21 protein-coding genes are annotated in these 24,708 nt (G+C 69.9%); 18 read left to right on the top strand and 3 right to left on the bottom strand.

Translation table 11 applies throughout. The features are described 5' to 3' along the window. Positions 1–36: 36 nt before the first annotated feature. The 3 genes from AB0L60_RS21980 to AB0L60_RS21970 form a co-directional block, all read right to left on the bottom strand. Complete coding sequence (locus tag AB0L60_RS21980; protein ID WP_364616839.1) at positions 37–849, bottom strand: hypothetical protein; 813 nt, start codon at positions 847–849, stop codon at positions 37–39. A gap of 88 nt (positions 850–937) precedes the next feature. Next, positions 938–1,948 carry a Gfo/Idh/MocA family oxidoreductase gene (locus AB0L60_RS21975; RefSeq protein WP_364616837.1) on the bottom strand — a complete coding sequence of 337 codons (1,011 nt, stop codon included), beginning with the start codon at positions 1,946–1,948 and terminating at the stop codon, positions 938–940. Between the two features lie 14 nt (positions 1,949–1,962). Next, positions 1,963–2,967 (bottom strand): LacI family DNA-binding transcriptional regulator, encoded by a 1,005-nt coding sequence (locus AB0L60_RS21970; protein ID WP_364616835.1) that lies wholly within the window; start codon positions 2,965–2,967, stop codon positions 1,963–1,965. A gap of 252 nt (positions 2,968–3,219) precedes the next feature. On the opposite strand from AB0L60_RS21970, the gene AB0L60_RS21965 reads away from it, so the two are divergent. The 18 genes from AB0L60_RS21965 to AB0L60_RS21880 all read left to right on the top strand — a co-directional run bounded on the left by AB0L60_RS21965 (position 3,220) and on the right by AB0L60_RS21880 (position 24,697). Then, positions 3,220–4,137, top strand: coding sequence for a TIM barrel protein (locus AB0L60_RS21965; protein ID WP_364616833.1), 918 nt, complete (start codon positions 3,220–3,222; stop codon positions 4,135–4,137). A gap of 15 nt (positions 4,138–4,152) precedes the next feature. Then, the gene (locus AB0L60_RS21960) at positions 4,153–5,148 is read left to right on the top strand and encodes a sugar ABC transporter substrate-binding protein (protein WP_364616831.1); all 996 of its coding nucleotides are present in this window, start codon (positions 4,153–4,155) and stop codon (positions 5,146–5,148) included. A 19-nt stretch (positions 5,149–5,167) separates the two neighbouring features. Next, on the top strand, positions 5,168–6,223 hold the full coding sequence (locus AB0L60_RS21955) for an ABC transporter permease (RefSeq protein ID WP_364616829.1): 1,056 nt from the start codon (positions 5,168–5,170) through the stop codon (positions 6,221–6,223). Then, positions 6,220–7,032, top strand: a complete 813-nt coding sequence (locus AB0L60_RS21950) for an ATP-binding cassette domain-containing protein (protein ID WP_364616827.1) — start codon at positions 6,220–6,222, stop codon at positions 7,030–7,032. Before AB0L60_RS21955 ends, AB0L60_RS21950 begins: the two co-directional genes overlap by 4 nt. Then, on the top strand, positions 7,029–7,967 hold the full coding sequence (iolC, locus tag AB0L60_RS21945) for a 5-dehydro-2-deoxygluconokinase (protein ID WP_364616825.1): 939 nt from the start codon (positions 7,029–7,031) through the stop codon (positions 7,965–7,967). Before AB0L60_RS21950 ends, iolC begins: the two co-directional genes overlap by 4 nt. Next, on the top strand, positions 7,958–8,851 hold the full coding sequence (locus tag AB0L60_RS21940; protein ID WP_364616824.1) for an aldolase: 894 nt from the start codon (positions 7,958–7,960) through the stop codon (positions 8,849–8,851). The genes iolC and AB0L60_RS21940 overlap by 10 nt, the downstream gene beginning before the upstream one ends. Then, positions 8,848–9,750 (top strand): 5-deoxy-glucuronate isomerase, encoded by a 903-nt coding sequence (gene iolB / locus AB0L60_RS21935; RefSeq protein WP_364616822.1) that lies wholly within the window; start codon positions 8,848–8,850, stop codon positions 9,748–9,750. Before AB0L60_RS21940 ends, iolB begins: the two co-directional genes overlap by 4 nt. Continuing rightward, the gene (iolD, locus tag AB0L60_RS21930; RefSeq protein ID WP_364616820.1) at positions 9,747–11,612 is read left to right on the top strand and encodes a 3D-(3,5/4)-trihydroxycyclohexane-1,2-dione acylhydrolase (decyclizing); all 1,866 of its coding nucleotides are present in this window, start codon (positions 9,747–9,749) and stop codon (positions 11,610–11,612) included. Before iolB ends, iolD begins: the two co-directional genes overlap by 4 nt. Before the next feature lie 151 nt (positions 11,613–11,763). Continuing rightward, entirely contained in the window at positions 11,764–13,266 is a 1,503-nt protein-coding gene (locus tag AB0L60_RS21925; RefSeq protein WP_364616818.1) for a hypothetical protein, read from the top strand. Between the two features lie 108 nt (positions 13,267–13,374). Continuing rightward, positions 13,375–14,526, top strand: coding sequence for a serine hydrolase domain-containing protein (locus AB0L60_RS21920; protein WP_364616816.1), 1,152 nt, complete (start codon positions 13,375–13,377; stop codon positions 14,524–14,526). 314 nt (positions 14,527–14,840) lie between these two features. Beyond that, positions 14,841–15,650 carry an alpha/beta hydrolase gene (locus tag AB0L60_RS21915; protein ID WP_364616814.1) on the top strand — a complete coding sequence of 270 codons (810 nt, stop codon included), beginning with the start codon at positions 14,841–14,843 and terminating at the stop codon, positions 15,648–15,650. 26 nt (positions 15,651–15,676) lie between these two features. Then, the gene (locus AB0L60_RS21910) at positions 15,677–16,252 is read left to right on the top strand and encodes a TetR/AcrR family transcriptional regulator (protein WP_364616812.1); all 576 of its coding nucleotides are present in this window, start codon (positions 15,677–15,679) and stop codon (positions 16,250–16,252) included. Continuing rightward, the gene (locus tag AB0L60_RS21905; protein WP_364616810.1) at positions 16,249–17,652 is read left to right on the top strand and encodes an FAD-dependent monooxygenase; all 1,404 of its coding nucleotides are present in this window, start codon (positions 16,249–16,251) and stop codon (positions 17,650–17,652) included. Before AB0L60_RS21910 ends, AB0L60_RS21905 begins: the two co-directional genes overlap by 4 nt. A gap of 205 nt (positions 17,653–17,857) precedes the next feature. Continuing rightward, positions 17,858–19,813: an MFS transporter gene (locus tag AB0L60_RS21900; RefSeq protein WP_364616808.1), complete on the top strand. Its 1,956-nt coding sequence runs from the start codon at positions 17,858–17,860 to the stop codon at positions 19,811–19,813. Positions 19,814–19,858: 45 nt separating this feature from the next. Then, positions 19,859–20,773, top strand: a complete 915-nt coding sequence (locus AB0L60_RS21895; protein WP_364616806.1) for a helix-turn-helix domain-containing protein — start codon at positions 19,859–19,861, stop codon at positions 20,771–20,773. Positions 20,774–20,842: 69 nt separating this feature from the next. Then, on the top strand, positions 20,843–22,303 hold the full coding sequence (locus AB0L60_RS21890; protein ID WP_364616804.1) for a carotenoid oxygenase family protein: 1,461 nt from the start codon (positions 20,843–20,845) through the stop codon (positions 22,301–22,303). 14 nt (positions 22,304–22,317) lie between these two features. Then, on the top strand, positions 22,318–23,520 hold the full coding sequence (locus AB0L60_RS21885) for an LLM class flavin-dependent oxidoreductase (RefSeq protein WP_364616802.1): 1,203 nt from the start codon (positions 22,318–22,320) through the stop codon (positions 23,518–23,520). Further along, the gene (locus AB0L60_RS21880; RefSeq protein WP_364616800.1) at positions 23,513–24,697 is read left to right on the top strand and encodes an acetyl-CoA C-acyltransferase; all 1,185 of its coding nucleotides are present in this window, start codon (positions 23,513–23,515) and stop codon (positions 24,695–24,697) included. Before AB0L60_RS21885 ends, AB0L60_RS21880 begins: the two co-directional genes overlap by 8 nt. Positions 24,698–24,708: the final 11 nt, after the last annotated feature.

The raw sequence follows: 24,708 nt of genomic DNA, 5'->3' as shown, positions 1-24,708 counted from the left end.
TCCAGCTGGGTGTCGTCACCCTGTAGGAATTCGCGCTCAGGACACGGGTTTCCACGCGCCGACGTAGTTGCCGTTGTTGTTTCCGTTGGTGGGCAGGCAGGTGACGGCCCGGCCGCTGGCGGACTTGGCCACCACGTCCTTCTTGAGATTGCAGATCGTGCCGGGCTCGTGCGTTCCGCTGGTCACGGGGCCCGGGCTGTCCCACGCATAGGTCGGCGTGGTCGATCCCGCGCGGCGGGAGCACACCAGCTGGGTGCCGTTGGGGGCGTAGCCGAAGGTCCCGGCCTCGGTCGCGTTGCACGGGAATCCGAGCGAGGGCGTGCTGACCGACAGCCAGCGGAGCGTGTCGTCTCCGGACACATTGCAGGTCAGGACCGATCCGTCGCCCGCGACAGCGGTCTGGCCGGCCTGGGTGCAGGTCCCGCTGACCGCGGCTGCGCTGGTCGTCGTGGCCGTTGTTGTTGTTGTGGTGGTGGTAGTGGTGGTCGTCGTGGTCGTGTCGGGCGCCGTGGTCACCTCGGCCGCCCGCACGGTCGTCGTGGGTGACGCGGGTGTGGTGGTCGTGAGCACGATTCGCGTCGGCGCGGGGCCCTTCGTGGCGTTCGGGGCCGCGTCCCAGCTGCCGTGGCCGGACAGGAGCAGGCCGCCGATGGCCAGCAGCGCTACGACGATCGTGGCGGTGAGACCGATGATCACGTACCGGCTGGCCTGCGAATTCCGCGGCCGGCCGCCGCCGGGCCCGGCCTGCCGCCCGTCGTGGTCGTCGCGCACCGCGTCGAACACGACGGTGTCCTGCGTCCACAGCTCGTCCTGCGGATGATAGCCCGGTGGTATCGAATTGCCGCTCATTCCAATAGCTCTCGTCTCGGTGGTCCCGCTGTGATCACCGGGCACACCGAAGGGTAAACGGGGAGACCGCGCTGCGGTAGCCGAAGTTTCAGCGGCTGATGTCGGCCAGCCGCACCGGCTTGCCCTGATGCCGGGACAGCTCGCAGGCCTCGGCGATGTAGAAGGCCTCCAGGGCGTCGGCGGGCGAGCACGGATTGGCCAGCCGGCCGGTGATCACACCCAGGAAGGTGGCCAGCTCCTCGGTGTAGGCGCCGTGGAAACGGTCCATGAAGCCCGGATAGGCGGGCAGGCCCGAGGGCGATTGGCCGGGTTCGACCGAGTGCAGCGGGGCGCGCTCGTCGAGCCCGACGATGGCATTGCCCTTGGAGCCCAGCACTTCCAGCCGCACGTCGTAGCCCGCGCCGTTGTAGCGGCTGAGCGCGACATTGGCCAGCGAGCCATCGTCGAGGCGCAGCACCACCGCGGCGGTGTCGACATCGCCCGCCTCGGCGAAGAACCGGTCTCCGCGATTGGATCCGGTGGCGTAGACCTCCACCACCTCGCGGCCGCTGACCCAGCGGATGATGTCGAAATCGTGGACGCCGCAATCGCGGAACAGGCCGCCCGAGCGCGGAATGTACTCGGCGGGCGGTGGCGCGGGGTCGAGGGTGGTGGCCCGCAGGGTGTGGATCCAGCCCAGGTCCCCCGCCGCGACGGCGGCGCGCGCGGCCCGGTACCCGGCGTCGAAGCGGCGCTGGAAGCCGATCTGGACCGGCACGGTCGAGCGCTCCACGCGTTCGACCACCTGCAACGTGCCCAGAATGTCCGCGGCGATGGGCTTTTCGCAGAAGACCGGGATGCCGCGGTCGACGGCGGCGGTGATGAGGGCCGGATGGGAGTCGGTGGCGGTGGTGATGACCAGGCCGTCGATACCGGTGGCGAAGAGCGCCTCGATATCGGGCGCGTACTCCACCTCGAGCTTGTCGGCGGTGGCGCGGGCGCGCTCGGCATCGGTGTCGGTGACGACGACCGCGCCCACACCCGGTAGGGCCCTGAGGGTTTCGGCGTGGGAGGTGCCGATGCGGCCGGTGCCGGCGAGGCCCACTGTGATCGGGGACATGGCGATGGCTCCTGTCAGTCGCGGGGTGGGGCGGTGGTCGAGCGGACGACCAGTGACGGCTCCAGGCGTTTGCGCACCGGGTCGGTGCGGTCGGCGCGCAGTCGCTCGGTGAGGGCCTCCACGGCCAGCCCCCCGATTCGGGTGCGCGGCTGGTCGATGGTGGTGAGCGCGACGTGCCGCAGCGCCGCCAGCGAGGTGTTGTCGTACCCGACGACCGAAACATCCTCGGGCACACGCAGTCCCGCCTGTTCGAGCGCGGCCATCGCGCCCACGGCGTTGAAATCATTGCCGCACACCAGTGCGGTGGGAAAAGTGCTGGGGGAGAAGATGTTCAGCAGAGTGCGGACGGCGGCCGCGCCCGCCTCGTCGGTGTGCTCGCTGGGGATCACCATGGGTTCGAGGTGGTAGCGGGCCATGGCGGCGGTGTAGCCCTTGCGCCGCGGCGGCGCCGCGAAGGCCGCGCCGCCGTCGAGGTGCACGATGCGCCGATGCCCCAGGGCGACAAGGTGATCCACGGCCAGTGCCGCGCCGAGCTCGCCGTCGTCGTTGACGGTGTCCACGGCCGGGCTGGTGGAGGTGCGTGAGACCAGGACGACCGGGCAGCGCGCCGCCGCGTCGCGAATGGCGGAGGCCGGTAGCACCGGGGAGAGCAGGATGACCCCGCCCGGGCGGAAGCCGAGCAGGCTCTCCAGCGCGGTCCGTTCTCGTGTCGCGCTGCGGCGGCCGGTATTGAGGATGAGCTCCAGCCCGGCCTGCCGCGCCGCCTCGTCCATGCCCTCGACCACATCGGCGAAGAAGGGATTGCGCAGGTCGGACACCATGACTCCGACGATGTTGGAGGTGCGGCTGGCCAGCGACCGCGCCATGGCGTGCGGCTGGTAGCCGAGTTCGGCGGCCGCGGTGAGCACCGCGCGGCGGCGGTGCTCGCTGACCTTGGGGGAGTTTCGCATGACCAGCGAGACCAGCGCCCTGGAGACGCCGGCGCGGGCGGCGACGTCCTCCATGGTCGGTCTGGTCATGGTCGCCTCCCGTCGGTATCGATCTGTGTCGCACGCTACAGCGTTGCCGTGGCCCGAGGCAATGGAGCGCTCTAATCGGATATTCTGGACATCGGTATCCGGTGCCATTTCGCCTGGAAGACAGCGTTTTCCGTGATTAAGCCGTACTTTTCGGCAGATGTCGAACCCTTGACACCAGAGTGAGCCAGGTTACATTGTTGGAGCGCTCCAACGAGCCTCACCGATGGCCAACGACGGGTCTGGGAAGTGCCGATGACCGAACCGCTCCATCCACTGCGTATCACCCCCCTGCGCATCGCCGCCGCGCCGATCTCCTGGGGAGTCTGCGAGGTCCCCGGCTGGGGGCATGTCCTGGAACCGGACATCGTCCTGGCCGAGATGGCCGGCCTCGGCATCACCGCCACCGAGTTCGGCCCGCCGGGCTACCTACCCGATGACCCCGTCGAGCTACGAAAGATGCTGAGCACCTACGGTATTGCGCCGATCGGCGGCTTCCTCGCCCTGGCGCTGCACCGCGAACCCGACCGGGCCGTCACCGCCGCCCACGCCGCGGCCGAGCGGTTCGCGGCGGCCGGCGCCGAGATCCTGGTGCTGGCCGCCGCCACCGGGCAGGACGGGTACGACACCCGGACGCCCCTCGGCGATCGCGAATGGCGGACCCTCATCGACACCGCGGCCGCGGTCGGCGAGATCGCCGCCGCGCACGGCCTGCGTGTCGCCCTGCACCCGCATGTGGGCACCCACGTCGAGACGGCAGCCGAGGTCGATCGCTTTCTCGCCGACTCCGGGCTGGACCTGTGTGTGGACACCGGGCACCTGCTCATCGGCGGCACCGACCCGGTCGATCTGGTCCACCGTCACGCGGATCGCCTCGGGCACATCCACCTCAAGGATGTCCGCGCGGCCGTGGCCGCCGAAGTGCGCAGCGGCAGTACCGAATACAGCGAGGCCGTCCGGCGGGGGCTCTACGTTCCGCTGGGTACCGGAGATGTCGATATCGCGGCCCTGATCCGCGCGGCGCACGCCGGGGGATACCGGGGCTGGTACGTGATCGAGCAGGACACCGCATTGCGTCCCGGCGCCACCGCCGAGGGCCCGACGGGTGATGCTCGGCGAAGTCTGCGACATCTGGCCGAGGTCGGCGCTGGTCTCGCCTCGGCTCGGATCTAGTGGGAGGTGACGACGATGTCCGCAATCTCCCGATCGCGCCGCCCCCGCTGGCTGCGCCTGTCGCCCTGGCTCGCGGCGGCGGCCGTGCTCGCCGCCTGCAGCGGCCCCGGCGCCGATGTCACCGGACCCGCCCAGGCCCCGGTCGCGGTGGGCACCCTGAAGTCGGTGGCCGTGGTGACCCACGGCTCGCCCGGTGACGCCTTCTGGAACGTGGTCAAGAACGGTGCGGAAGCCGCCGGGAAGGACCTCGGCGTCCGGGTCGAGTACAACTCCTCGGGCGATCCGACCCAGCAGGCCAAGCTCATCGACAATGCGGTGGCCCAGGGCGTGGACGGGCTGGTGGTGTCCATGGCCAACCCGGACGCGCTGAAGCCGTCGGTCGAGAAGGCCGTCGCCGCCGGGATTCCCGTGGTGACCATCAACTCCGGTGAGGCCGAGAGCGTCCAGTTCGGGGCCATCGGCCATGTCGGCCAGAGCGAGCGCCTGGCCGGTGAATCCGCCGGGAAGCGGCTGGCCGACGCCGGGAAACACAAGATGCTGTGCGTGATCCACGAGGCCGGAAATGTCGGCGCGAACGAACGCTGCGCCGGCGCCACCCAGGGCTTCGGGGCCGCGACCACGCTGCAGGTGGACATCAACAACCCGACCGATGTGCAGTCGCGCATCAAGGGTGCGCTGGAGGCCGATCGCTCCATCGACGCGGTGCTGACGCTGAATTCGCAGATCGCCGCCCGCGCGGTGGACGCGGTGCGGGAGTCCGCCTCGAAGGCGACGGTGGCCACCTTCGACCTGAATTCCGATGTGGTGAGCGCGATCCGGGCCGGGACGCTGTTGTTCGCGGTGGATCAGCAGCAGTACGAGCAGGGCTATCTGCCGGTGGTGATGCTGAAGCTCTACAAATCGAACCTGAACACCGTGGGCGGCGGCCATCCGGTGCAGACCGGCCCCGCGTTCGTGGACAAGAGCAATGTCGATGCCGTCGCCGCGCTGGTCGGCCAGGGCACGCGGTGAACCGGCGGGAGACGATGAGATGACTACGACGACAACGACATCCGAGATCACCACGGTCGCGCCGCCGCCGGATCGGCTGGCCATTCTCAACCGGCTGGTGGCCCGCCCCGAGGTGGGCGCGCTGCTTGGCGCGGTGGTGGTCTTCGTGTTCTTCGGACTCGTCACTACGAAATTCCTGAAGCCACTGGGCATTTCGACCTGGCTGGATGACGCCTCCACGCTCGGCATCATGGCGGTGGCGGTGGCCATGCTCATGATCGGCGGCGAATTCGACCTGTCCACCGGCGTGATGACCGCCTCCACCGCGTTGATCACCGGGCTGCTGGCGGTGCACGCGGGCTGGAATGTCTGGCTCGCGCTGGTGGTTTCGCTGGCGTTCGCGCTCACGGTGGGTGCGCTCAACGGATGGGTGGTGATGCGCACCGGATTGCCGAGCTTCATCGTCACCCTGGGCACCTTCCTGGCGTTGCAGGGCCTGAATCTCGGTGTGACGCGCTGGGCCACCGGCACCGTGCAGGTGTCGGGCGTGCGCGGCGCGGACGGATATCAGTCCGCCGGTTGGGTTTTCGCCTCCACCACCAAGATCGGCAATGCCAGCATCCAGGCGTCGGTGGTGTGGTGGATCGTGGTCACCGCCATCGCGGCGATCGTGCTGGCGCGCACCCGGTTCGGCAACTGGATCTTCGCGGTCGGCGGCTCGCTGCCCACCGCCCGCGCGGTGGGCGTGCCGGCCACCCGCACCAAGATCCTGCTGTTCATGACCACCGCCTTCGCGGGCTGGATCGTGGGCGCGTGCAACCTCCTCCGGTTCGCCGGCGTGCAGGCCAATCAGGGTGTGGGACTGGAATTCCAGTACATCATCGCCGCGGTGATCGGCGGCTGCCTGCTCACCGGCGGGTTCGGTTCGGTGGTGGGCGCGGCCATCGGGGCGCTCATCTTCGGCATGGCGCGGCAGGGCATCGTGCTGGCGGGCTGGAACAGCGACTGGTTCATGCTGTTCCTCGGCGTGCTGCTGTTCTCGGCCGTACTGGTCAACAACGCATTCAAGAAGCGGGCGGAAAGGGTACGCCGATGACCGTGACGGACAACGACAGCGCCGGGACCGCGGTGCCGCTCATCGAAACGGCCGGCATCGGAAAGAGTTACGGCGGCGTGGTGGCGCTGCGCGACGTGTCGACGGTGGTGAAAGCCGGTGAGGTCACCTGCGTGCTGGGCGACAACGGCGCGGGCAAATCGACGCTGATCAAGATCCTGGCGGGCGTGCACCAGCACGACACCGGGGAGCTGCGCATCGAGGGGCAATCGATGCGGTTGTCCTCGCCGCGCGCGGCGCTGGACCTCGGCATCGCCACCGTCTACCAGGATCTGGCGGTGGTGCCGCTGATGAGCGTGTGGCGCAACTTCGTACTCGGCTCCGAGCCGGTCAAGCGTTATGGCCCGCTCGAGCTGCTGGACCGCAGGCAGGCGCAGGACATCGCGCGAAAAGGTCTGGCGGACATGGGGATCGACATCCCCGATCTGGAGCAGCCGGTCGGCACGCTGTCCGGCGGTCAGCGCCAGTGCGTGGCCATCGCGCGGGCGGTGCACTACGGGGCCAAGGTCCTCATCCTCGACGAGCCGACCGCGGCCCTGGGCGTGAAGCAGGCCGGTGTGGTGCTGCGATATGTCGTGCAGGCGCGCGATCGCGGACTGGGCGTCGTTCTCATCACCCACAACCCGCATCACGCCTACCCGGTCGGCGACCGCTTCCTGCTCCTCAAACGGGGCGCCACACTGGGCAGCTACGAGAAGTCCGCGATCGATCTCACCGAGCTGACCCGGCAGATGGCCGGCGGCGCCGAACTCGACGCGCTGCAACACGAATTGGAGCGGGTGGTGCCGTGACCGAGCTGGAGGTGCTGACGATCGGCCGGGTCGGCGTCGACCTCTACCCCGAGCAGAGCGGGGTGCCGCTCGCCGCGGTGACGACCTTCGCGAAATTCCTCGGCGGCACGGCCACCAATGTGGCGGTGGCGGCGGCGCGGCTGGGCCGCCGCGCCGCGGTGCTGACCAAGGTGGGGCCGGACGGGTTCGGGGATTTCGTGCGCGACGCCCTCGAAGGGTTCGGGGTGTCGGCACGGTACGTGGGGACGGCGGCGGGACTGCAGACGCCCGTGGTGTTCTGCGAACTGCAGCCGCCCGCGGACCCGCCGCTGCTGTTCTATCGCGCGCCCATCGCGCCGGACCTCACCCTCACCGAGGACGAGATCCCCTGGGACGTGGTCGATTCCGTGCCGCTGCTGTGGGTGACCGGGACCGGGGTGAGCGCCGAACCCGGCCGCACCACCCAGCGGGCCATCCTGGAACGCCGGGCCCGGCGCGGGCACACCGTGCTGGATCTGGACTATCGGCCCATGTTCTGGCCCGATGCTGCGACCGCGCGTGCCGAGATCGGCTGGATGGTCGATCACGTGAATGTGGTGGTGGGCAACCGGACCGAGGTGGAGGTGGCGGTCGGCACCGCCGATCCCGACACGGCCGCGGACCGGCTGCTGGCCCGCGGAGTCCGGCTGGCCGTGGTCAAACGCGGCGCGGAGGGCGTGCTCATCGCGACCGGCTCCGAGCGCTGGACGGTGCCGCCCTGCCGGGTGGAGGTGCTGTGCGGGCTGGGCGCGGGCGACGGATTCGGGGGCGCGCTCATCCACGGGCTGCTGTCCGGCTGGGCTCCGCATCGCCTGGCCGCCTACGCCAATGCCGCCGGCGCGCTGGTGGCATCGCGGCTGGCCTGCGCCGACGCCATGCCGACCGACGCCGAGATCGAGGAGATGCTGTGCACCTGAACGATGCGCGGTGGTACGAACTGCTGCACACCCGCGCCACGGACCCCGAGGCCGTCCGGCGCGCCTACGCCGACCGGCGGCGGCGCGCGAACCTGCTGTCGGACCGGGGCACCCTGTTCCTGGTGGCGGCCGACCACCCGGCCCGCGGCGCGCTCGGCGTCGGCGCCGATCGCACCGCCATGGCCGACCGCCGCACCCTGCTGGAACGGTTGCTCATCGCGCTGGCCAACCCCGCCGTCGACGGCGTGCTCGGCTCGCCGGACATCGTGGAGGAATTGCTGCTGCTGGACGCCGTGCACGAGAAGATCGTCATCGGCTCCATGAACCGCGGCGGGCTGGCGGGCGCCGACTGGGAGATCGACGACCGCTTCACCGGCTACGACGCCGAAGCGCTGGTGAAGTACCGCCTCGACGGCGGGAAAATGCTGCTGCGCCTGGTCGATTCGGACCCCGGCACCATCCCGACCCTGGAGGCCTGCGCCCGCGCGGTCGCCGACCTGGCCGAACACGGGCTCATGGCCATGGTGGAGCCCCTGCCCTACGCCCGCGACGCCGACGGCACGCTGACCATGCACAAGGACTCCGCCTCACTGCAGCGAGCCATCACCGTCGCCTCCGGCCTCGGGGTCACCTCCGCCTACACCTGGTTGAAAATACCTGCGCCCGAGGATGTCTCGGTGCTCGACGCCACTACACTCCCCGTCGTCATCCTCGGCGGTGCGCCCTCCGGCGACCCGGAATCCGATCTCGCTTCCTGGGGCGCGGCCCTGCGCCACGATGTCGCGCGCGGCCTGGTGGTGGGCCGCAGCCTGCTCTACCCGCCGGACGGGGATGTCGCCGGCGCGGTGCAGGCCGCCGCCCAGGTGCTGGAGGCGGCACGATGAGCTCGGCGCTGACGGACCTGCATCGACCGGCCGGAACGCTGGCCGATTCGGGCGATCCCGTCCTGCTGACTCCGGAGGATGCGGGCTGGGCCTACGCCGGGTTGCGGGTGCTGCGGCTGGCGGCGGGGGAGCGGCGGGTGGTGAGCACCGGGGACTTCGAGGCGTTCGTGCTGCCGCTGGCCGGGGCGTGCACCGTGCGGGTGGACGGTCTGGTGTTCGAACTCGCCGGGCGGGATTCGGTTTTCACCCGCGTGACCGACTTCGCCTATGTGCCGCGTGACGCGGAGGTGGAGCTGGCGACGGTGGACGGGCTCGAGGTGGCGCTGCCGATGGCGCGCTGCACGAGACGACTGGACCCGAAATACGGTCCGGCCGAGCGGGTTCCGGTCGAGGTGCGCGGGGCCGGGCGGGCGACGCGGCAGGTCACCAACTTCGGGACGCCGGGCGTGTGGACGCACGCCGACAAGCTGAACGCGTGCGAGCTGCTCACGCCCGACGGGAACTGGTCCTCGTATCCGCCGCACAAGCATGACGAGGTCTCCGAGTGCGAGGTCGTCAACGAGGAGATCTATTACTTCCGGATTGCCGGGCGCGACGGAATCACCACGGGGCCCGAGGGTTTCGGGATGCACCACATCTACACCGCCGACGGCTCGCTCGACGAGACCGTGGCGGTCCGGGACGGCGATGTGTTCCTGGTGCCGCACGGCTATCACGGTCCGTGCACGGCCGCGCCCGGGTACCCCATGTACTACCTGAACGTGCTGGCCGGGCCCGCGCCCGAGCGATCCATGGCCTTCTGCGACGACCCCGCGCACGCCTGGATACGGGCGGCGTGGGCGAGCCAGGCGGCGGATCCGCGGTGCCCGGTCACCTCCCACGAAGGACGGCTCGCATGAAGCTCACGACCGCGCAGGCCCTGGTGACCTGGCTGATCGCCCAGCGCTCGGAAACGCTCGAGGGCGACTTAGTGCCGCTGTTCCCGGCGGCTTTCGGCATCTTCGGGCACGGCAATGTGCTCGGCCTCGGGACCGCGCTGGCCGAGCATCGCGACGAGCTGCCGCTGTGGCGCGGGCATACCGAGGAGGGCATGGCCCTGGCGGCGGTCGGGCTGGCCAAGGCCACGCAGCGGCGGCAGGTCGGGATCGCCACCTCCTCGATCGGGCCGGGCGCGCTGAACATGGTGACGGCCGCCGGTGTGGCACACGCGAATCGGCTGCCCGTGCTGCTGCTCCCCGGGGACACGTTCGTCAGTCGCGCGCCCGATCCGGTGCTGCAGCAGGTCGAGCACTTCGGCGACCCGACCGTCACGGTCAACGACGCGTTTCGTCCGGTGAGCCGCTATTTCGACCGGATCACCCGTCCCGAGCAACTGCTCGCGACCCTGCCGCAGGCGGCGCGGATCCTCACCGACCCCGCCGAGGCCGGGCCCGTGGTGCTGGCCCTCCCGCAGGACGTGCAGGCCGAGACCTACGACTTTCCGGACGCCCTGTTCGAGCCGGTCGTCCATCACCTTCCGCGCCCACGGCCGGATCGGCGCGGCATCATCGACGCCGCCCGCGTGCTGCGCGACGCGAAGCGCCCCCTGCTCGTCCTCGGCGGGGGTGTGCGGTACTCCGGTGCGGGCGGGCAGGCGCTGGAATTCGCTCAGCGCCACGGGATTCCGGTGACCGAGACGACCGCGGGCCGCACGCTGGTCCCGCACGACCATCCGTTGTACGCGGGACCGCTGGGCATCACCGGTGCGGCGTCGGCCAATACTCTCGCGGCGGCGGCGGACGTGGTGCTGGCGGTCGGCACCCGCCTGCAGGACTTCACCACCGCGTCCTGGACCGTTTTTGCACCGGAAGTCCGTCTGGTCCACATCAATACCGCCCGCTTCGACGCCGTGAAGCACGGCGCGCTGGCCGTGGTCGGCGATGCCGACGCCACCCTGCGCGATCTGGAACCCGAAGTCCGCGAGTGGCTCGCCGACCCGGACTGGACGGCACGGGCAGCCGCGGTCCGGGCGGACTGGGACGCGCACATCGACAAACTTCGCGCGCCGACGCCGGGGACGCCCAGCTATGCGCAGATCGTCGGCGCCGTGAACGATCTCAGCGGCGGCTCCGACTACGTCATGACCGCCTCCGGCGGGCTGCCCGGCGAACTGGTGGGCGGCTGGCGCGCGGCCGGCGGCGTACCGACCATGGATGTCGAATACGGCTTCTCCTGCATGGGATACGAGCTCGCCGGAGCCTGGGGTGCGGCGCTGGCCCGGGCGCGATCCGGTGCCGCGGAACCGGAGGGTCTGGTCACCACCCTGCTCGGGGACGGCTCCTACCTGATGCTCAACTCCGAGCTCTTCTCCGCCGCCTTCGCCGGGCATCCGCTGGTCGCGGTGGTCTGCGACAACGACGGGTACGCGGTCATCGCGCGCCTGCAGCAGGGACAGGGGGCCGAGCCCTTCAACAACTTCTACGCGGATTGCCGTACCAATCACGCCACCCCGCCCCGGGTCGACTTCGCCGCGCACGCGCGGGCATTGGGTTGCGCGGTGTTCACCGCGAGCGAACTCGGCGAGTTCCGCGAGGCCTACGCCGCCGCCCGCGACGCCGCCCGCACCGGGCAGCGGCCCGCGGTCGTGGTGGTCCGCACCCGGCCGTCGACCTGGACCGAGGCCGGCGCGTGGTGGGAAGTCGGTGTGCCGCAGCATCTCTCGGGCCGCGCCGAATACGACCGGAACAAGCCCGGGCAACTGCGCTACACGCGTTCCGAATGATCGACGTCGCCACGCGCGGATGCTCGGAAATCCGGGCATCCCGCCGGTTGGGCGGCCCGCGCGCCGGATATATGGCAGACTCGGCGCAAACACGCGGACGGTCGCCGATCGGGAAGGCGCGTGCACGGGTTACGGGAGTTTGAAGGTCACAATGGATCTCAGCGCCATCGAGCGCCAGGTGGCCGCGGATCGCGGGGCCGCGCGGGACCGGACGCCCGAAGTCGAGCTGGCATTGGCCACCTCGCTGTGCGAACTCGCCCGGGCGCTCATGGCCACGAAAAATGACTCCGCCCAGCGGGATCGGTCGGCGTCGGCTCTGGAGCCCGCGCAGGAGGCGGTGCTCATCCGGCTGCGCTGGCTCACCGCCGGGCATGTCACCGCGCCCTTCGCCGCCGAGGTGACCGAGGCGCTGCGGTTGTTCGAGCAGGCCGCCCGCACCATCGGGCACCGGGAGCTGGCCACCTCCACCATCCGCAATGCCTGCCAGGCGTATCGGCATGTAGCGCAGAACTATCCGCTCGCGGCGGGCGCGTCCGCGGACGCGCTGTCCAAGTGCAGCGTGTGGCTGTGCCGGCTGGACCCCAAGGCCGCGGTCGCGGCGGGGGAGGACGCGGTGCGCATCCGTGCCGGGCTCTTCGCCGCCGACCCGGATCAGGCCAACCGCTACCTCGCCTCGTTGAACACCCTGCTGCGCACCCTCATGGTGGGCCGCCAGCGCAAGCAGGCGCTGGCCATGTACCGCGAGTGCTACGCGGGTGTCACCACCCCGGCCATGACGCAGCGGCTGCGCGAAATCCGGGTCGAGGACATCGGATTCACCAGCAAGACCGTCACCGCCCTGCGCAAGCTGGAGTGCGCCACCCTCGAACGAGCGGGCTACCTGACCCAGCAGCAGATCCTCTATCAGACGGCCGGGGACCTGGCCACCATCGAGGAGATCAACTGGCAGCTGGCGCTGGTCGGGCTCAAGCCGATCGCGGCGGGCGCGCTGCCGGACCAGCCGTCCAAGCCGGTGGAGATCAGCACCTCCTTCGGCGCGCTGAGCGTGCGCTGCTCCTCGCGCAATGCCGTCACCCTGGTGCGCGCGGCCATCCTCGCCGCCTACACCGCCGACGGCGCGCAACCCGTGCCCAGCTCGGCGTATCTCGGTGTCGACGAAAAGCACTGGAGCACACCCGAACCCGAGCCCAACCGCGCCGAACGACTCGGCGGGGACGTGGTCCTGATCGAGAAGGTCTCCGAGCACTGGGTCTCGGTGAAGAGCCTGAACTGGGAGGTGGCTCCGGTCGGCCGTCACCCGCTGGCGCTGCGCCTGTCGCAGGAGTGGCCGGTCGTCAGCGTCACCACCACGGAGCAGATGTCCTACGAGCTGTGCTGGTACGAAGGGGGCGCCGCCACCCAATACGCGGCTCTCGGTCTTCCCGCGGCCCAGGTGCCGCTCGAAAAGCCGCTGGCACCCTTGGATTTCAAGGCCCTGTCCGACTACGGCGCGGACTACGCCTCCGAGACCCAGGTCCGCTCCGCATTCGGCAATACCACCATGTTCACCAAGCTCACCTGCCTGCCCGGCAGTGGTATTCGCCAGGCCGCCGAAGCTGGGCCGCTTGCGTCGCACGGCTCCAACATCCTGTATTTCCGCGGCGCCGACGAGTAGTCGGCGAGCTGTTCGCTGCCCTACCGGATATCTCCGCGAGGTATCCGGTGGGGCAGCATGTCGTGCTGGGCACTGGCCCGCAAAACTAGAACGTGTTCTAATTCGGTCATGAACGGATTCGTGAAGGGCGAGGTCGATCTCGCCTTCCAGGCTGTGCGCGAGGTGTTCGAATCGAGCTTCGCCGACGGGCGGAACGCTGGGGCGGCCGTCGCTGTTTTTGTGGACGGGCGGGCGGTCGTCGATCTGTGGGGCGGCGTGGCGGATGCGCGGGCGAACCGGCCCTGGGAGCGGGACACCCCCGCGGTGACATTCTCCTGCACCAAGGCCCTGACCGCCACGGCCGCCCTCGCCGTGGCCCACGACCGGGGAATCGGCTGGGACGAACCGGTGACGACCTGGTGGCCGGAATACGGTGCGGCGGGCAAAGAATCGACGACGCTCGCCGACCTGCTGGCCCACCGCGCCGGGCTGCCGGCCTTCGACCGCCCGGTCTCGATCGAGGAGGCCGCGGATCCGGCGGCCATGGCGGCGCTGCTGGCGGCGCAGGAGCCGATCTGGTCGCCCGGCGCCGAACACGGTTATCACGCGCTGACCTTCGGGTGGCTGGTTGGTGAATTCGTCCGCAGGCACACGGAATCCACGGTCGGCGACTATGTGCGCCGCCGTTTCGGCCCGGAGCTGTGGATCGGCGCGCCGCCCCACATCGCGCAGCGGTCCGCGCGTACCGCCTTCCCGCCCGCTCGGGAGATGGCCTGGACCGACCCCGGGCCGATCGACGCGGATACCGTCACCAGAATGGCCGCCGCCTACCGCGACCCCGGCTCACTCGCGATGCGCGCCTCCACGAATCCCGTTGGCTCGTACAACAAGCCGGAGGTCCTGGCGGGCGGCTGGCCCGCCTCCGGCCTGGTCACCACCGCTCGCGCGCTGGCCCGGTTCTACAGCGACCTGGTGAGCGGCGCGCTGCTGCCCACGGCCCTGTTGCGCGACGCGGTGCGTGAGCAGGTGCGCGGTCCCGACTCGGTGTTGTTGCTGGAGAGCGCCTTCGGGCTCGGATACATGCTCCCGTGTGAGAACTTCATCCTCCCCGAGACCGCCCGGTCCTCGGCGTTCGGCCACCCGGGCGCGGGCGGCGCACTCGGCCTCGGCGACCTCGACAACCGTGTCGCGATCGCCTTTACTCCGAACCTGCGCCGCGACTGGCTCTCTGGTGATCGCCGCGCCCACGACCTGGTCGCCGCCACCTACAGCGCCCTGTAGCCGGGAGGCCCGGATGTCGGATGACGTAGGCCATCCGGCACCCCGGTATGCGGCGCGGTCCGGCCACTCCGTCGGGAAGTCTCGATGTGCGCCGAACCGGCCGCGCTGCAAAGTGCGCTGGGGGTTGAAGTGTACGAAACGGTTTCGTACACTTCAGGGGACCTGGTCATCACGGTGTGGGGAGGGTTGAAATGTCCAGTGTTAGAGCGCATCTGATGATGTGCGCGATGCGAGTGCTGTGTGTTCGGCGTGGTCTCGACGGAGACGAGCGGATACGGCGGTCGATCGCGGCGGATCGGCGGAAGGGTCCCGCCGTGCCATCGGCCGGGCTCCGGGCGCGGCTGGACGTGCGGGAGGAGGAGTTCGAGGGACACGGCGTCTACGCCCTGGGTCCGCGATCCGGGCGGCCTCGGCGGCGAGTGCTGTACCTGCACGGGGGCGGCTGGGTGCGGCCCATCACCGACCCGCACTGGGAGACGATCGCGAAACTGGCGGAGCTGCTGGACTGTTCGGTCACTGTTCCGATGTATCCGCTGGCACCCGAGCACACCGCCCGGGAGATCTTCGCGTGGCTGATATCCCTCTATGCCGACCGGGCATCCGGCGACGAGCTGACGCTGATGGGTGATTCCTCGGGCGGCAACCTCGCGCTGTCCCTGGCGATGCAGGTCCGCGACCGCGGACTTCCCGCACCGGCGCGGCTGGTCCTGCTCTCGCCGCTGGTGGACGCGACCGTCAGTGATCCGCTGATCGACGAACTCGACCGGATCGACCCGATCATCCCCGCCCGCGGGCTACGAGTACTGACCCGGATGTTCGCCGGTCATCTCGACCTGAGTGACCCCGTGGTCAGCCCGCTGTTCGGGAGTCTGGACGGGCTGCCGCCGATCGCCCTCTTCAGCGGGACGCGCGAGATCCTCAGCGCCGACGCCCATCGGCTCTGGTCGAAGGCGACAGCATTGGGCTTTCCGCTGACCTGGCACGAATATCCGGGCATGCCGCACGTCTGGCCGCTGTTCCCGATTCCCGAGGCGCGGCGCGCGCTCGACGAGATCGCCGCGTTCGTCGTCGGTGCCGGCGGGATCGATCGGGGCCTATCGCGAGTGCCGGGATCAGTGGGGTGAACGAAACCGTGTCGTACTCTTCAGTCGTGGTTCGAGGACAACAGCGTGTCGACGCGATCTTGGCGGCAACCGTGGACCTGGTCGCCGAGCGCGGCTACCCGGCATTGACCATGGACGCGGTGGCCGCGCGTGCCAATGCCAGCAAGGCGACCATCTATCGCCGCTGGCGCAACAAGGCCGAGCTGATCAAGGCGGCGCTGGACGCCCATGACGCCCAGCAGAATGCCGACATCCCGGATACCGGCAGCCTGCGCGGCGATCTGGTGGCGGTGCTGGAAACATTGCGCGACAAGGCGTCCGACCAGATCGCCGCGATGATCGAAGGCCTGATCGCCGCCATGCGTCATGATCCGCAGCTGGCCGCCGCGCTCCGGGAGCACACGGAGAACGAGGAGCTGTCCCCGTTCCACGACGCGCTGCACCGCGCGATCGCCCGTGGCGAGCTACCCGGGGACACCGATACCGAGCTCATCCACGACGTGGCCGAGGCAATGATCATGCGCCAGTTGCAGATCGGCGCCCCCTTCGATAGCGCCTTCATCGACCGCCTCGTCGACGACGTCCTACTCGTCCTACTCCAGCATCGAGAAACCACGCAGTGACCGTTCTGATCGTCGGCGCCGGCCCGACCGGGCTCACCCTGGCCTGCGACCTGGCCCGCCACCACGTCCCGTTCCGCATCGTCGACAAAGCCGCCGGAATCTTCCCGGGTTCCCGGGCCAAGGGTCTGCAACCGCGCACCCTCGAGGTGTTCGAGGACCTCGGCGTGCTCGACGCCATCCAGGCCGGCGGCGAGCCCTTCCCGAAATTCCGCCTGTACCACGGGCGGGACGTGGTGTGGGAGCGCACGGTCTCCGAGATGCTCGGCGCCCCGGGCCTCACCGCCTCACCGGCGGTGCCCTATCCCGACACCTGGCTCATTCCGCAATGGCGGACCGAGGAAATCCTGCACGCCCACCTGACCGCACTCGGCGGGCAGGTCGAGTGGAACACCGAAATCATCGGTGTCACACAGGATTCCACCGGCGTCACCGCGCAGACCGCTGACGGCGGAATTCGCGCCGACTATCTCGTCGCCGCGGACGGCGGACACAGCACCGTACGGAAGGCGCTCGGCGTCGGTTTCGCGGGCGACACCCTCGAGACCGAACGCACCCTGATCGGCGACGTGCGCGCCGACGGCCTGGACGGCCGGTTCTGCCACATCCTGACCGGGAACGGCGCTGTGGGCGACCGCTTCTCGCTGTGGAACCTGCCGGACAGCGACCACTACCAGTTCGTCGCCTCGATGCCCGCCGACCAGGTGCCGGACCTGACCCTGGACGGGGTGCGCCGGCTGTGCGCGGACCGCTCCGGCCGCACCGACATCCACCTGCACGATCTGCGATGGATCTCGCTGTACCGGGTGAGCGTCCGCATGGTCGACCGGTATCGGGTGGGCCGGGTGCTGCTGGCGGGCGACGCCGCCCACGTGCATTCCTCGGCCGGGGGACAGGGCCTCAACACCGGGGTGCAGGACGCCTACAACCTCGGCTGGAAGCTCGCGGCCGTGCGGTCCGGTGCGGACCCGCAACTGCTGGACACCTATGCGGCCGAACGAATGCCGGTCGCGTCGGCCGTGCTGGGCCTGACCACACAGCTGCACCGCCAGGACTTCCACGGCGGCGCGGCACCGGCCATCCACCAGCTCGACATCACCTATCGCATCGGTCCGCTGGCGCTCGACGACCGCAGCGAACCGGGTGAGCTCCGCGCCGGAGACCGCGCCCCCGACGGACTCTCCTCCGCGGGCGCAAGACTTTTCGATGTCTTCCGCGGACCGCATCACACCCTGCTGGCCTTCGACGCCCCCACACCCGACCTCGGCGTCCCTGTAATCGCTGTGCCGGTGGGCGAGGGCTACGACGTGGACCTGGGCACCTACGTCCTGGTCCGCCCCGATGGCTATGTGGGCGCGATCAGCGAATCCGCCGAAGTCATCGGAAAATACCTGCGGCGCTGAGTTCGGGGGCGTTTCCGGGCCACTTGGCAAATTCGCTGCGAGTGTCTGGGACACGAAATTTGTCGCAACTGTCCAGTGCAGATCTCGGTAACAGTGATTCAAGTCACTCATGACCCGCTACCCTGTTTTCACCCGGCTGTTCGCGCTGCGTCGCGAAGGGCTTTTCGGCTGCGCGAAACGCCGTGGACAGAAAGGCGTCCCGATCATGACCAGCACTCCGACCGCTGTCCCTCCGGCCGCGCCGGGAGCTGCGCCGCCGACCCTGCTCACTGGCCTCTGGCAGCGGAAACTGCCGCACTATCCGGACACGCCCGCGCGTGCCTGGTACCTGTTCGTCGTGGTGATCACCTCGATCTCCCTCTACTACCAGCAGATCGTGGCAGGTTCGGTGGGCAATCAGCTCATCGCCTATTTCCATCTGACGTTCCGGTATTTCGTCGGCATCTTCATCGTGGGCGCGGCGTTCGGCGCGGTGGCCTCGGTGGTGACCGGTCTGCTGGATCGGTGGGGGCGCGCCAATATCGTCGCCTACGGAATGGTGATCTGTTCGCTGCTCACCCTGTTCGCGGTGCCGGCCTGTACCACCAAAGAGCAGTATCTGATCACCTACAGCCTGGTCAGCATTGTTGAGGGCGCGGTGCTGGTCGCGACACCCGCACTGGTACGCGACTTCTCGCCACAGCTGGACCGCGCCTCGGCCATGGGATTCTGGACGCTCGGCCCGGTGCTGGGCGCGCTCGTCACCACCGAGGTGGCCAACCACACCCTGGACGCGCATCCTGACTGGCAGTACGCCTACCGGCTGTGCGGTGCGATCAGCGTGGTGATCGCGCTGCTCGCGCTGGTGGCGCTGCGGGAGCTCAATCCCGCGCTGCGCGATCAGATCATGGTGTCGCTGCGCGACCGCGCGCTCGTCGAGGCGCGTGCCCGCGGCCTCGACGTGAGCAAGCTGGAACGGCATCAGTGGCGGCAGATGATGCACTTCGACATCGTGGGTTCGGCCTTCGCGATCTCGGTGTTCCTGGCGTTCTTCTACACCATCATCTCGTTCCTCGCGGTGTACATGGCGACCAACTTCGGCTTCAGCTCGGCGCAGGCCAACGGGCTCGGCAACTGGTACTGGATCGCGAGTGCGATCACCCTGGTGGCCACCGGCATCGTGTCCGACCGGCTGAAGGTGCGCAAACCGTTCATGATCTTCGGTTCGGTCGTCAGCATCGTGGGCATCTACACCTTCATGGGCTATACCGACAAGGCCGGCACCGACTACTACACGTTCGCGGCGGTGCTGACCCTGATCGCCATGGGCAGCGGCATCGTCTACGCCACGTGGATGGCCGGTTTCACCGAGACCGTGGAGAAACGCAATCCCGCGGCGACGGCGGTGGGGCTGGCGGTGTGGGGTGGCCTCCTGCGCACGGTCGTCACCCTGGTGCTCTTCGGCCTGTTGGTGGTGGTCACCGCCGCGGGCACGCTGGTCAACTACGGCCCACGGCTGCAGACGATTTCGACCAAGTACCACGACGAGATCGCGACCATCCAGACGGTCGGCGAGGACACGCTGACGGCGCTCGGCAAGAATCCGAATGATCAAGCGGCACAGGTGAACGCGCTGGTGAAGCTGACCGGGGCCTCGGCCTCGGATGTGCAGACGGCACTGTCGGTGAACGCCAAGTACCCGGACGAACTGGCTACCTTGCAGGCGATCGATTCGCAGGTGCTGGTCAAGCTGATGCTGAACCCCAGCGATCAGGCGACCGCGGCGACCGCGGTCGGGCAGGTCGCGCGGAAGTTCAATATCCCGCCGGACCAGGCCGCCGCCCGGATCGCGGCCGCCCAGAAGGTTCCCGTCGATCAGCTGGCCGTGGTCTCGCAGGTCGGTCCGCAACTCGCGGTCGCGAGCGCACGGCTCAAAGCGGTGAGTGCCATACCGGCCGACGATCTGGCGTACCTGTCCGCGCACGGCAAGGACGTCCAGCAGGCCAAGGCGGATTCGGCGAAGCAATGGAAGCGCTGGTGGCTGATCTGCTTGATCGCGCAGGTGGTGTTCCTGCCGTTCGTGTTCTTCATGTCCGGGCATTGGAGCCCGAAGAAGGCGGCCCAGGATACGGCTGAGCACGACGCGGCCGTGCAGCGTGAGCTGGCGACCTTGAACGAGTAGGTCGCGGACCGGGTAGGCTGGAGAAAATACAGTACAGTTATTGAAGTGACCAATCCGGTAGCCGCGACCTTCGATCTGCTCGGCGATCGCCTGACGCTGACGATCCTGCGGCACGCCTTCGTCGACCACGCGCGCCGGTTCACCCAGTGGGCCGATCGCACCGCAGCGCCGCCCGCCGTGCTCACCGCCCGGCTGGCGGCGCTCGTCGATGCCGGGGTGCTGGTGCGCACGCCGCGGCCGGGTTCGGCCGATCGCTACGAATACCGGCTCACCGACCTGGGTTTGGCGACCTGGGAGATCCTGGTGTGCGTCTGGTCCTGGCAGCGGGAGTGGACGGCCGAGTGGGCGCTACTGCCGGAGTTCACCCACACCCGGTGCGGGCATCGCGGCCCGCCGGTCGTCATGTGCCGGGGCTGCGGCCGCGACGTCACCGCCCATGACACCGAGGTGGAACTGGATCGGGATGCGCTGTGGCGCCTCACCTCCGGCCGCCGGCGCTCGGTGCGGGCGGCCACGCTCGCGCAGGGCGGCGCGCGTTTCGACGAGATCATGGAGGCCATCGGCGACCGGTGGAGCGCGGCCGTCACCGGGCTGGCCCTGGCAGGGGCGCGGCGGTTCTCGGATTTCCGTGCGGCACTGGGAATCTCGCCGACCACGCTCACCGAACGGCTGGCGCGCCTGGTGGACGCGGGCATCCTGCGGCGGCCCGAGCCGGACGGGCGCGACTACCGGCTGACCCCGCGCGGACGGGCGCTGTTCGGGGTCTTCGCCTTCCTGCTGGCCTGGTCCCGGCGCGCACATCCGGAGACGCCGGAATCCGGTCTGACCCTCCGGCACAAGGAATGCGGCGCGGTGCTGGTCCCCGCGCTGCGCTGCCGGGGCTGCGCGGCCGTGCTCGGCCGGCGGGACGTGCGCTTCGAGCCGCCGGCCGAGCGCCCGGCTCTTGACAGCCCTCAGTGAGACGCGTATCACTTCATTAACTGTAGTGAATCTCGCCGGGTGTCGACTCCCGGTGGCTGGAGGCTTCGCATGCCGCTCAACGAAGAACTCGTCGCGCCCGCCGCCGAGGCGCTCACCAACCCGTATCTGGAAGGCCCCTACGCGCCCTGCGCGCAGGAGACCACGGCCACGAATCTGACTGTGCTGCACGGGGAACTTCCGGCCGATCTCGACGGCGTCTACGTCCGCAACGGCCCCAACCCGCAGTTCGCCCCGATCGGCCGCTACCACTGGTTCGACGGCGACGGCATGCTGCACGCGGTCCACTTCGAGAACGGCCGGGCCACCTACCGCAACCGCTTCATCCGCACGGGCGAGTTCGATGCCGAGCACGCGGCGGGAACCGCGTTGTGGCGCGGCGTGATCGAACCCTGGGACCACAATCCGCCCGGTGACCGCCGCGAACGCAATGCGGCCAATACCGACGTCGTCTACCACCACGGCAACCTGCTGGCCCTGTGGTACCGGGCGGGCAAGCCCTACGCGCTCGACCCGGTCAGCCTCGAGACCCACGGCGTCGACACCTTCCAGGGGACCCTGCACGGCGAGGTGTCGGCGCACGCCAAGGTGGACGAACGCACCGAGGAACTGCTGTTCTTCGACTACGGCATCCATTCGCCGTATCTGCGCTACGGGGTGGCCGACCCGGGCGGCACCGTCACGCATTTCACCGGGCTGGAACTTCCCGGTCCGCGCCTGCCGCACGACATGGCGATCACCGAGAACTATTCGATCCTCATGGATCTGCCGCTCTACAACGATCCGCGCGCGGCCGCGGCCGGCCGCTTCAAGATCTTCTTCGACCGCACGCTGCCCAGCCGGTTCGCGGTGCTGCCGCGGTATGGCGAAGGGGCGCAGGCGAACTGGTTCGAGGCCGAATCCGGCTACATCTACCACACCGTCAATTCCTGGGAGGAGGGCGAGGAGATCGTCCTGGTGGTCTGCCGGGTCTCCGAACCCAGCCCGGTGTCCGACCGTGCTCACCCCCTGGCCCAGCTGCTGGCCTATCTGCGCCCGGAAGCCAAGCTGCACAGGTACCGCTTCAACCTCCGCACGGGCGCCACCAGCGAGGAGGTCATGGACGACGTCAACACCGAGTTCCCCGCCATCGATCAGGGCCGCACCGGCCGCGCGGGCCGCTATTCGTATCAGATGCGCCTGTCGGTCGATCGCACCATGATCTTCGACGCCGTCATCAAGTACGACATCAGCACGGGCGCAAAGCAGACCGCGCCCTTCGGCGACGGCATCTTCGGCAGTGAGCTCACCGTGGTCCCGCGCCCCGGCGGCACCGCCGAGGACGACGCCTGGCTCACCATGTTCGCCCACAACAACCACACCGGCCTCGGCGAGGTGTGGATCTATGACGCCGCCGACCTCACCGCGGGCCCCGTGTGCCGCCTCGGCCTGCCGGTCCGGGTCCCGCTCGGCTTCCACGCCACCTGGGTCAGCGGGGACCGCATGCGCGCCGCCGCCCGTCCGCTCTCCTGAAAAAGGTTGCCCGCGTGCCCCTTCCGCATCTGAGTGTCAGCCTCCCGTACTGGCAGAACCGCGAACCCCTGGACGCCCTGCTGGTGGCCGAGGCCGCCGACAAGCTCGGCTTCCACCGTCTCTGGGTCGGCGAGATGGCGACCTTCGACGCTTTCGCCCTGGCCACCGCCATCGGCCGGGCCCCGGGCCGGATCCCGCTGTGCCTCGGCCCGCTCGCCGTCGGCGTCCGCAGCCCCGCGACCATCGCCATGGGGACGGCCACCGTCGCCGCCCTCACCGGCCGCCCGGTCGACATCGCCCTCGGCACCTCCAGCACGGTGGTGGTCCGCGACTGGCACGGCCGCCGAAGGCACCGCACCGCACGGCATCTGGAGGAGACGACCCGTATCGTGCGGGCCCTGTTGGCCGGGGAGAAGGTCGAATACGACGGCCTGATCGAACGCATACGAGGATTCCGCCTCCGCCTGCCCGCCCTGCGCCCGGCCGTGGCCCGCAGCGCGTATGGACCGGATGGGTCCGCCGAGATCGGCCGGCCCAGTGTGGGATCCGCGCGCGGCCGAGCGTCTTCGAACGGCCATGGCCGAGAACATCGGTCGCGGTTCTCCGTCGGCCCGACCGGCGGCGAGATCATTGTCGCGGCCTTCGGCGAGCGGGCGCTGGAGGCCGCCGCGCGCTGCGCCGATCGGGTGGTGCTGAATCTGGTGACGCCGGCCCAGGTTGCCCGATGTGTCACCGCGATAGGCGAATTCGCCGCGCGGGCCGGGCGTGCGGCACCGCCGGTCTCCGTGTGGGTGATCGCGGCCGCGGATCCGGAACCCGACATGTACACGACCGTCCGGCAGGGTGTCGTCGGATACCTGCGCGCCCCCGGGTATGACGCCATGTTCACCGAGGCCGGATTCGGAGACGTGGTCCGGCTGGCGAGCAGCGGAACCCACCCGCGTGAGGTGCTGGCGGCCATCCCCGACGAATTGCCCACGGCCGTCGGCATGTTCGGCGATGCTCGGACCCTGGCCGCCCGCCTCGGCGAATACGCGGATGCGGGGGCCGACGAGGTGGTCATCGTGCCGGTGACGACCGCCGACGACCCGGCCGGATATCGGACCCTCGACGCGCTCACCGGGATCGTTACGGGTTCGGGCCCCGGAGTACCGGAGACTGGCGGAGAAGAGTCCGACCCGGAGTCGGCAGAACAGCGGAGGCATATCGATGAGTGAGGCGTTCGTCTATGACGCGGTGCGGTTGCCGCGGGGGCGGGTGCGCAAGGGCGGGGGCACCTTGGCGGAGGTTCCGCCGTACGAGTTGTTCGGGCAGCTGCTGGCGGCGCTGGAGGAGCGGGGCTGTCCGCCGGCGGCGGTCGACGACGTGCTGGTCGGGGTGAGTACCGCGGTGGGGGAGCAGGGTGCGAATGTGGCCCGGGCCGCGGTGTTGTGGGCGGGATGGCCGGATTCCGTGCCGGGGGCGGTGGTTTCGCGACTCTGCTGTTCCGGTCTGGACGCGGTGGAGGGCGCGGCGGCGCGGGTGGCGGCCGGGTTCGCGGATGTGATCGTCGCGGGCGGGGTGGAGTCGATGTCGCGGGTGCCGATGCTGGCGGATCGGCCGGCCATCGCCGGGGACGCCGATCTGGGGGAGCGGACCGGGTTCGTCACCATCGGGGTGTCGGCGGATCTCACGGCGGCCGAGTACGGCATCACCCGGCCGGAGCTGGACGCCTTCGCGGTGCGGTCGCATCGAAAGGCCAGCAGCGCAGCCACATCGGCGTCGGTGATCCCGGCACGCAAGGGCGGCACCGTGCTCCTCGCCGCCGACGAGGGCGCGCGGCCGGATGCGTGCGCGTCGGCCTTCGCCGCGCTGCCCGCCCTGTTCGGAGCCGATCCGTCCTGGGAGCGGGTGGCCCGCCGGACGCCGCAGGCGCGGCGTCCCGTCGCCGGGCTGCACACCATTGCCACCGCGCCGCAGCTGGCCGACGGGGCTTCGGCGCTGCTGCTGGGCAATCGGCGCGCCGAGCACATGCTCGGGCGGCCGCCGGTGGCGCAGATCGTGGGCACGGCCCAGACCGCCGTCCGCTCACCGCTGCTGACCGCGCCGACCAGTGCGGCCCGGGTGGCCCTGCAGCGGGCGGGCATCTCGCCCGCGCAGCTGGATGTGATCGAGGTGAACGAATCCTTCGCCGTCACACCGCTGGTGCTCATGCGTGAGCTCGGAGTGGACGCGGCCCGGGTGAATCCGTCCGGCGGTGCGGTGGCGGTCGGGCATCCGCTCGGCGCGACCGGCGGGATCCTCATCGCCCAGGCGCTGGACGAGCTGCGCCGCCGCGACGGCGAGCACGCGCTGGTGGCCATTCCCGCCGCGCTCGGGCTCGGCTCGGCCGTGGTGCTGCGCCGCCTGACCTGACCCGCGGCCCG

The sequence above is a fragment of the Nocardia sp. NPDC051981 genome (genome assembly GCF_040680715.1).
In the GTDB taxonomy this organism is placed as follows: Bacteria; Actinomycetota; Actinomycetes; order Mycobacteriales; family Mycobacteriaceae; genus Nocardia.
This window is presented reverse-complemented; position numbering and strand designations above follow the sequence as displayed.